Source organism: Geomonas sp., from assembly GCF_035254065.1.
Taxonomy (GTDB): domain Bacteria; phylum Desulfobacterota; class Desulfuromonadia; order Geobacterales; family Geobacteraceae; genus Geomonas.
In genome coordinates this window covers 1-8,954 of record NZ_DATFBA010000356.1, presented here as the reverse complement: position 1 = coordinate 8,954, position 8,954 = coordinate 1, and the positions used below count along the sequence as shown (strand labels likewise).

Here is an 8,954-nt window from a genome sequence, read left to right as displayed (position 1 = left end):
ACATCGTCCTTTTGGACGCCTTCGGCGGCGGCCTGACCTGGGGCGCCGCGGCGATCCGCTGGTAGAATCCGCTGTTCTCCACCCCTTTCGATCTCTCCCTCTCCCCCCGGGAGAGGGTCGGGGTGAGGGAAGCCGGCATCTTAGACATGGCGACTTTTCCTTCGGGGAAGCCTCCCTCACCCTAGCCCTCTCCCGGAGGGAGAGGGGACTGTAGATTAAAAAGGCCGGCCGACAAGCCGGCCTGTCGATTATGTAATGATCTTCCCAACGCTTTGAAAGTGAGGGTACCTATGCAATCCTACGCATTCATCTTCCCGGGCCAGGGCTCGCAGCACGCCGGCATGGGCAAGGAGCTGGCCGACAACTTCCAGATCGCCGCCAGGACTTTCCAGGAGGCCGACGACGCCCTGGGCTTCAAACTCTCCACCATGTGCTTCGAGGGTCCCGAAGAGGATCTGAAACTCACCGCCAACACCCAGCCTGCCATCCTGGCCGCCTCGGTGGCCGCCCTGCGCGTTCTGCGCGAGGAGTCGCCGCTCAAGGCCTCCTTCGTGGCCGGCCACTCGCTGGGCGAGTACTCCGCGCTGGTAGCCGCCGGTGCTCTCGACTTCGCTGACGCGCTCAGGACCGTGCGGGCGCGCGGCACCTACATGCAGGAAGCGGTGCCGGTCGGGGTGGGCGCCATGGCAGCCATCCTGGGTGTGGAGACGGATCTTCTCAAGGAGATCTGCGACGAGGCCGCGCAGGGCGAGGTGGTCTCTCCCGCCAACTTCAACTCGCCGGGTCAGATCGTGATCGCCGGCCACGCGGGTGCCGTCAACCGCGCCATCGAGATCGCCAAGGCCAAGGGGTTCAGGAAGGCGATGCTCCTGCCGGTAAGCGCCCCCTTCCATTGCGCCCTCATGCAGCCCGCCGCCGACCGTCTGGCCAAGACGCTGGAGTCCGTGCAGGCCAACACCCTCACCACCCCGGTGGTCAGCAACGTGGAGGCCAAGCCGAACAGCGACGCGTCCCGCGTGAAGCCGCTGCTGGTTGAACAGGTCTGCTCGCCGGTACTCTGGGACGCCTCCGTGCAGCAGATGGTGGCGGACGGGGTGACCGGCTTCATCGAGATCGGCCCCGGCAAGGTGCTGGCCGGCCTGGTGAAGAGGATTTCCAAGGAGTCGGCGACCGTCAACGTCCAGGACGTCGCGGGTGTTAAGGCGCTGGTGGAGGGAGCGATATGAGTCTGAACGGTCAGGTGGCCCTGGTCACCGGAGCATCCCGCGGCATCGGCCGCGCCGTCGCGCTGAAACTTGCCAAGGAGGGCGCCGCGGTGGTGGTGACCGCCACCACGGTGGAGAGCGCCCAGCGCACCGCCGACGAGATCGTAGCCTCCGGTGGCAAGGCGCTCGCCCTCAAGGTGGACGTCTCCTCGGTGGACGAGGTGGAGTCGCTCTTCAAGGAGGCGGTAGCCGCCTTCGGCAAGGTCGACATCCTGGTCAACAACGCCGGCATCACCAAGGACGGCCTGCTTTTGCGCATGAAGGAGTCCGACTGGGATGCCGTCATCGACGTGAACCTGAAAGGGGCCTTCAACTGCATCCGCGAGGCGGCCAAGCTGATGTCCAAGGCCCGCTACGGCAGGATCGTCAACGTCTCCTCGGTGGTGGGGGAGATGGGAAATCCCGGCCAGGCCAACTACTGCGCCTCCAAGGCCGGCATGATCGGCCTCACCAAGTCGGTGGCCAAGGAGCTCGCCCGCCGCAACGTGACCGTCAACGCGGTCACCCCCGGTTTCATCGAGACCGACATGACCGCCGAACTGGGCGAGAAGACCAAAGAGGCACTCATGGAGCAGATCCCCATGGGGAGGCTCGGCTCCGGTGACGACATCGCCAACGCGGTCTACTTCCTGGTGGCGGAGTCCGGTTCCTATATCACCGGTCACGTGCTCTCGGTAAACGGCGGGATGTACATGTGAACCGATTAATATCAGTGCCGTTTTTTGCCCTAACAGGCAAAAAATACCTTTTGCAATTTCATCTTTTCATGCTATGAAACTGGATAGCTTTACCATTCAAAATCGTCTGACGTAGGAAAATTAAATGGAGGTGTATAGATGGCTTCGATCGAAAAACGTATCAAAGAGATAGTTGCAGAACAGCTCGGCGTCGATGAGGCGCAGGTGACCAATGAGGCTTCTTTCATGGATGATCTCGGCGCCGACTCCCTCGACACCGTTGAACTGGTGATGGCTCTCGAAGAAGAGTTCGAAATCGAAATTTCCGACGAAGATGCAGAGAAGATTCAGTCCGTGCAGGACGCAATCGACTACATCACTGATCACACCTAATATTCACGGGGGAGTTATGCTTCCCCTTTTTCATGCCTTCCGTATGCGGGCGTGAAGTTTGATCAGATTCCAAGGAGTTGACAGAATGAGAAGAGTTGTCGTTACGGGAGTCGGTGCCGTTTCCCCGCTGGGGACCGGGAACAGCAAGAACTGGGAATCTCTGATAGCCGGCAAGTCCGGCATTGCTCCGATCACCCGTTTTGATGCCACCGACCTGCCGGTGAAGATCGCGGGCGAGGTGAAGGACTTCAACCCCGAGGATTACATCGACAAGAAAGAGGTCAAGAAGATGGACCTCTTTATCCAGTACGCTCTCGGCGCCGCTCACTACGCGATGGAGGACTCCGGTCTGGTCATCAACGAGGAGAACGCGGAGCGCGTCGGCGTGCTGGTGGGCGCCGGCCTGGGCGGGCTCCCCGCCATCGAGCGCTACCACACGGCGCTTGGCGAGGGGGGCTACAAGAAGATCTCCCCGTTCTTCATCCCGATGCTGATCATCAACCTGGCTCCGGGGCACATCTCCATCAAGTACGGCGCCAAGGGGCCTAACGTCTCCTCGGTTTCCGCCTGCGCTACCGGGACCCATTCCATCGGCGATGCCTACCACATGATCAAGCGCGGCGACGCCGACGCCATGATCGCCGGTGGTACCGAGTCGACCGTGACCCCGCTTGGGATCGGGGGCTTCGCGGTGATGAAGGCCCTCTCCACCAACAACGATAACCCGGCCGCCGCCTCGCGCCCCTTCGACAAGGGGAGGGACGGCTTCGTCCTCTCCGAGGGAGCCGGCATCGTGGTGCTCGAGGAGTACGAGATGGCCAAGGCGCGCGGCGCCAAGATCTACGGCGAAATCGTCGGCTACGGTCTTTCCGGTGACGCCTACCACCTGACCTCTCCCGCCCCCGGCGGCGAGGGAGCTGCGCGCTGCATGAAGATGGCGCTGGCCACCGCCGGCGTCACCCCGGACAAGGTCGGCTACATCAACGCCCACGGCACCTCGACCCCCTTCGGCGACGTCGGCGAGACCATGGCGATCAAATCCGTCTTCGGCGACCACGCCTACAAGCTGATGGTCTCCTCCACCAAGTCGATGACCGGCCACCTTTTGGGTGCCGCAGGCGGCGTGGAGTCGGTCTTCACCCTGATGGCGATGCAGAAATCGGTGGTGCCTCCTACCATCAACCTCGACGAGCCGGATCCCGACTGCGATCTGGACTACGTCCCCAACACGGCGCGCGACGCCAAGCTCGAGTACGCGATGAGCAACTCGTTCGGCTTCGGCGGCACCAACGCGTCGCTGCTCTTCAAGAGGGTGTAGCATGTTCGTGATCGCAAGCGACCATGGCGGCCTGGAACTGAAGGAAGAGATCAAGAAGCTCCTCGCCGAAAGGGGGATCCAGGTCGAGGACCTGGGGACCAACAACGGCGACTCGGTCGACTACCCGGACTTTGGGCAGCAGGTCGGCCGCCGGGTCTCCGAGGGGAGCGCAGAGAAGGGGATCCTGGTGTGCGGCACCGGCATCGGCATGTCCATCGTGGCCAACAAGTTCCCGCACGTGCGGGCGGCCCTGGCGACCGACGTCTTCATGGCCACCATGGCCAAGGAGCACAACAACGCCAACATCCTGGTGCTGGGCGGCCGGGTGCTGGAAACGCCGGTGGCCCGCCAGATGGTTGCCGCCTGGCTGGATACCGAGTTCGCCGGCGGGCGTCACCAGAACCGCCTCGACAAGATCGCGGCCCTGGAGAGCGAGCTAAAGCTCCAGTAGCCGGCTGGAAACGTTTTAAGACTGTTGGAAACGGGACTCGAAACGGTCCCGTTTTCATTTACTTGAACCAAAAATTCAGGAGAAAGAAATGTCCGTACTGGAATCATTCGACCCGGAAGTGGCAGTTGCCATCCGCCGTGAAACGGAGCGCCAGGAGTACAACCTCGAGCTGATCGCTTCGGAGAACTTCGTCTCCCCGGCCGTCTTGGAGGCGCAGGGCTCGGTCCTCACCAACAAGTACGCTGAAGGCTACCCCGGCAAGCGCTACTACGGAGGGTGCCACGAGGTCGACGTCGTGGAGAACCTCGCCATCGCGCGCGCCAAGGAGCTGTTCGGCGCCGACCACGTCAACGTGCAGCCGCACTCCGGCTCGCAGGCCAACATGGGGGTCTACTTCTCCGTGCTGAAGCCGGGCGACACCGTGCTGGGCATGAACCTCGCCCACGGCGGCCACCTGACCCACGGCAGCCCGGTCAACTTCTCCGGTAAGCTGTTCAACATCGTCCCCTACGGTGTCTCCCGCGAGACCCAGACCATCGACTACGAAGAGTGCGAGCGCCTGGCCGTCGAGCACAAGCCGAAGATGATCGTGGTGGGTGCTTCCGCCTACCCGCGCATCATCGACTTCGAGGCCTTCCGCAGGATCGCCGACAAGGTGGGCGCCGTGGTGATGGTGGACATCGCCCACATCGCCGGCCTGATCGCCGCCGGTCTGCACCCGAGCCCGGTCCCCTACGCCGAGTTCGTGACCACCACAACCCACAAGACCCTGCGCGGGCCGCGCGGCGGCATGATCATGTGCCGCGAGGACTACGCGAAGACCCTGAACTCCAACATCTTCCCCGGCATCCAGGGCGGCCCGCTCATGCACGTGATCGCCGCCAAGGCGGTGGCCTTCAAGGAAGCCCTCTCTCCGGAGTTCAAGGAGTACCAGAAGCAGATCGTGAAAAACGCACAGGCGCTGGCCGCAGGCTTAACCTCGCGCGGCTTCAAGCTCACCTCCGGCGGCACCGACAACCACCTGATGCTGGTGGACCTCTCCGAGACCGAGCTGACCGGCAAGGTCGCCGAAGAGGCGCTGGACAGGGCAGGCATCACCGTCAACAAGAACGGCATCCCCTTCGATACCCGCTCGCCGTTCATCACCTCCGGTATTCGCATCGGCACCCCGGCAGCCACCACCCACGGCCTGAAAGAGGCGGAGATGGAGATCGTAGCCGGCTTGATCGCCGAGGTCCTCGGCAACGCCAGCGACGAGGCGAAACTTGCCGCGGTGAAGGAGAAGGTCAACGCGCTCATGAAGAAGTTCCCGCTCTACTCGGGGCGTCTCGCCTAGTCGCGACGTTACCGTAAGATGACCTCAGAAGGGGGATGGCTTTTCGGCCATCCCCCTTCTTTTTTGCCGGGTTGTGCAAGCCGTTACTCCGTAACCCAGGGGATCGATAGCGCCTTTCCCATAAAAATAAAAATAGTTAATTTAAGTTGAAATCCAGATTAGCCAGTGATAATGTTTGCCTCGAAGTTTTCTTCGGGGGTGGGTCATGCGTGCGATCGTGATGGTACTGTTGGTGGTTGGCGTGGTGGGCAGGTGCTTTGCTGAAGATCCTCTGGAGTCTCTCAATACCGTTGAGGACACGATCAGCACGATGCAGAACGTCCTGAAGGAGCAAGGGAATCAAATGGGCGAGGGAAAGGCGGGGACTGGCAACGAGACCCGCATGGCGACCGGCGACCTCTCCCACGACGGCGGCGCCTCCCAAACCGACGGCGGCCCCGCCGGTGTCCGGGCACCCTCCAAAGAACCCTCCAAGAATTTCCTTTCTGGCGAAAAGTAGCGAACGCCGCTTCGCTGTTGTCGGCAGAGCCGGCTGTGAGTATAATGCGGTGACCTGCCTGGCAATATACTCACGGAGCGCTGATGTATTTCTTCCACTACGACGAGCCGCTGTTTCGCCCCCCCTCCGAGGCCGAAAGCCTCATCTTCCAGATCACCCTCGGCTGTTCCCATAACGGCTGCCGTTTCTGCGGCATGTACAAGATGAAGCGCTTCCGTCTGCGCAGCCTGGACGAGATCCTGGCCGAGATCAATGCGATCCCGGAGCGCTATCGCCCCTTGGTCCGGCGCGTGTTCCTGGCCGACGGCGATGCCCTCGTCTACCCGCAGTCCGGACTTGCCACCATCCTCGATGCCCTCTCCGAGACCTTCCCCGGTCTCACCCGCGTGGGGGCCTACGCCTCACCGCAGAGCCTCACCACCAAGAGCGGGGACGACCTCGCTCTGCTGCGGGAGAAAAAGCTGCGCATCCTCTATTTCGGGCTGGAGAGCGGAGACGCGGAGACGCTCCTGATGGTGAACAAGGGGTACGGGCCGGAGGAGATGCTGCAATTGTGCAGGAAGGCGCAGGATGCGGGGCTGAAGCTTTCGGTCACTGCCATTTTGGGGCTTGCCGGCCGCGTGCGCAGCGCGGAGCATGCGGCGGCGACGGCGGCGTGGGTAAACGCTCTTTCCCCGGAATACTTCTCTCTGCTCACCATGTTCGTGCGGCACAACGACGAGTTCCTCGCCTCCATCGAACCGCTCACCCACGGGGAAATACTTGAGGAAACCCTCGCGTTGCTGCTTCGCCTGGAGCCGCAGCGGACCATTCTGCGCTCCAATCACGTCTCCAATTTCCTTAACCTGGCAGGGAGCTACCCGAAGGACCGACAGCGTCTGATCGATACCGCAGCCGCCGCCCTGGCCGAGGCCAAACGCCGGCCAGGTTGGAGTTGCCAGGTCCCCGCCTACAAGGAGGAGTACTTCTAGCTTTTAGCGGGCGACGCCACAGAGGACCAGTTCGTTGTCCAGCTTTTCCCGGGTGATGCCGAGCACCTTGCAGGCCTGGTCGCGGTCGCTTTGGTAGCGCTCCATGACCAGCAGCAAGAGGGCTTTCTTGAGGGAAAGCGACAGCTTGTCCATGACACCTTCCCCTTTGGAGGCGGCCAAGGACGACATCAGCGGCTCCAGGTTTCTCTGGAAGAGGGCTGCGCTCTCGTTGATACCCTTGTTCGTGCAGTCCTCCAGGCGCCTCAGCCGAACGATGTTCCCCACCAGTTCTTCCATGTTGTCCTGCACGAACCGCAGGGTATCCCAACTGCTATCCACCATCAAGAGGCGCAACTCTTCCTTTGCGTCCGGCCCGGCGTTTTTCTTCCTGAGGCGAACCTCCATGATCCGATAGTCGTATCCGCCGGCTTTTTCGGTGCTGCGCGCTTTGTATGCCATGACGATACCCTCCTCGTTGGATGTTTACTCTCCACTTTTCAACGGTCGTACCAACTTGACGAGGGTGCTGTCTGGCTTACAACCTTCTGAAATGTTGATGTTTGCTCCGTTGCGACGGACTGCCGAGGGAACCGCGGCTGGCTCCCGCCGTGTGCCAATGCTGAACAGTGCCTCTTTTTTGCTCGAAAAGGGCCGGGAGGTCAACAGGTTAGCCGGAGCTAAAACTTTGCACAGCGGAAGGTATCGATTGCTGGTCTTTCCCTGATGTTGCAGATCACGCCCTGCGTGCTATGAGAGTGGAGTCACCGCGAGGATGCACCGGCTAATATCCTCTTCTGTCAGCACCCCCCATCCCTGCGGGAGATGTTCGGGGGGAGCTCCAGCGGGTGGCAGGAGGCTGCATGCAGGAGAGACCTCTGCTGATCCCGCTGAGTTCCTTGATCGCCGGCTTGTGCGCCGCCGATGCCTGGGGCTCGACTCCCCCTGACTGGTCCGTGGCCGCTTTGCTCGTCACAACCCTGGCAGCCTGCTTCGTCACCCACCGCTTACCCTTCCTGCTCTCGCTTACCATGCTGTTCTTCGTCCTGGGCGGGGCTTCACTTAAGCCTTTTTTGGATCCGGAAGCCGGCATGGCCGTATACGCAACCGAGCAGCCGGTGAAGATCCAGGGAGTTATTGACCAGCGTCCGGAGGGGCTTTCCACCGGTGGAGGCAGGGTATATGTGCAGGTCGAGCGACTCTGGCTCGATGGGGATGTTCATGACAACGACGAGGGGCCGTCAGCGCCCACCGCCAACGGGACACGAACTCGCCAAGGTCATCTTGGCCGGCTGCTGGTGCAGATCGACCAGGGGAGGGCTCCGTTTTCAACCGGCGACCGGGTCCTCTTCGCCTCCAAGATCCGCAAACCGAGAGGCCTCGGTATCCCCGGCGAGAGCGACTATCCGCGCCGTCTCGCCTACCAAGGTGTCTTCGCCACCGCCTTCCTCAAGAGTGCCGACGAGATGGTACTGCTGACTTCGGGAGATGGCTGCCGGCATGCCATGGACCGTCTGGCGCTCTCCCTGGGGCGCTTCGTTTCCCTGCAGGCGCCTGGGGAGGAAGGGGCAGTCCTCAAAGCCCTCCTGCTAGGGGACGCCGGCGACATCCCGAAAGAGTTGAGCGATGCCTACGCCCGGAGCGGGGTGAACCACATCCTCTCCATTTCCGGATTCCACGTCAGCATCATCTTCCTCTGTCTTTTCCAGTTGCTCTTCCTGCTCGCGCGTGGCAGCGAGTTTCTGACGCTCCACCTGAACCTGAGACGGTCGTTGCTGGCCCTGGCACTCCCGGTGGTGGTCTTCTACCTCTTTCTTTCCGGGGCGGCACCGGCGACCCAGAGGAGCGTGCTGATGATCGCGGCCCTGGTTGCCGCGATCCATGTAAAACGCGAGCTGGAACCGGTCAACTCACTGCTGCTCGCGGCCTGCGCCATCTTGTGCTGGGCTCCGGAAACCCTTTTCGAGGTATCCTTCCAGCTGTCGTTCCTGGCGATCTGGGGGCTCATCGTGATCGCCCCTCTGCTGGTTCCCTCCTGGCACAAGAT

Annotated in this window: 10 protein-coding genes; 9 read left to right on the top strand and 1 reads right to left on the bottom strand. The window is 62.0% G+C overall.

Annotated features, from left to right (window positions below; genetic code table 11):
• The first annotated feature begins 290 nt into the window (after nucleotides 1-290).
• The 8 genes from fabD to VJ604_RS16630 all read left to right on the top strand — a co-directional run bounded on the left by fabD (nucleotide 291) and on the right by VJ604_RS16630 (nucleotide 6,910).
• Nucleotides 291-1,226, top strand: coding sequence for an ACP S-malonyltransferase (fabD, locus tag VJ604_RS16665; protein ID WP_324084502.1), 936 nt, complete (start codon nucleotides 291-293; stop codon nucleotides 1,224-1,226).
• Nucleotides 1,223-1,963 carry a 3-oxoacyl-[acyl-carrier-protein] reductase gene (gene fabG, locus VJ604_RS16660; protein WP_324084499.1) on the top strand — a complete coding sequence of 247 codons (741 nt, stop codon included), beginning with the start codon at nucleotides 1,223-1,225 and terminating at the stop codon, nucleotides 1,961-1,963. Before fabD ends, fabG begins: the two co-directional genes overlap by 4 nt.
• A 138-nt stretch (nucleotides 1,964-2,101) precedes the next feature.
• Nucleotides 2,102-2,335, top strand: coding sequence for an acyl carrier protein (gene acpP / locus VJ604_RS16655; RefSeq protein ID WP_324084497.1), 234 nt, complete (start codon nucleotides 2,102-2,104; stop codon nucleotides 2,333-2,335).
• Between the two features lie 85 nt (nucleotides 2,336-2,420).
• Nucleotides 2,421-3,653, top strand: coding sequence for a beta-ketoacyl-ACP synthase II (fabF, locus tag VJ604_RS16650; protein ID WP_324084495.1), 1,233 nt, complete (start codon nucleotides 2,421-2,423; stop codon nucleotides 3,651-3,653).
• 1 nt (nucleotide 3,654) lies between these two features.
• On the top strand, nucleotides 3,655-4,104 hold the full coding sequence (gene rpiB / locus VJ604_RS16645; protein ID WP_324084493.1) for a ribose 5-phosphate isomerase B: 450 nt from the start codon (nucleotides 3,655-3,657) through the stop codon (nucleotides 4,102-4,104).
• An 88-nt stretch (nucleotides 4,105-4,192) separates the two neighbouring features.
• Nucleotides 4,193-5,440, top strand: coding sequence for a serine hydroxymethyltransferase (gene glyA, locus VJ604_RS16640; protein ID WP_324084491.1), 1,248 nt, complete (start codon nucleotides 4,193-4,195; stop codon nucleotides 5,438-5,440).
• Between the two features lie 205 nt (nucleotides 5,441-5,645).
• The gene (locus VJ604_RS16635) at nucleotides 5,646-5,939 is read left to right on the top strand and encodes a hypothetical protein (protein ID WP_324084489.1); all 294 of its coding nucleotides are present in this window, start codon (nucleotides 5,646-5,648) and stop codon (nucleotides 5,937-5,939) included.
• 83 nt (nucleotides 5,940-6,022) lie between these two features.
• On the top strand, nucleotides 6,023-6,910 hold the full coding sequence (locus VJ604_RS16630) for a radical SAM protein (RefSeq protein ID WP_324084487.1): 888 nt from the start codon (nucleotides 6,023-6,025) through the stop codon (nucleotides 6,908-6,910).
• 3 nt (nucleotides 6,911-6,913) lie between these two features.
• Here VJ604_RS16630 and VJ604_RS16625 read toward each other — a convergent pair whose 3' ends face one another.
• Entirely contained in the window at nucleotides 6,914-7,369 is a 456-nt protein-coding gene (locus VJ604_RS16625; protein ID WP_324084486.1) for a hypothetical protein, read from the bottom strand.
• A 401-nt stretch (nucleotides 7,370-7,770) separates the two neighbouring features.
• Here VJ604_RS16625 and VJ604_RS16620 point away from each other — a divergent pair.
• Nucleotides 7,771-8,954, top strand: a 1,184-nt coding sequence (locus VJ604_RS16620; RefSeq protein ID WP_324084484.1) for a ComEC/Rec2 family competence protein, incomplete at its 3' end; no start/stop codon positions are given.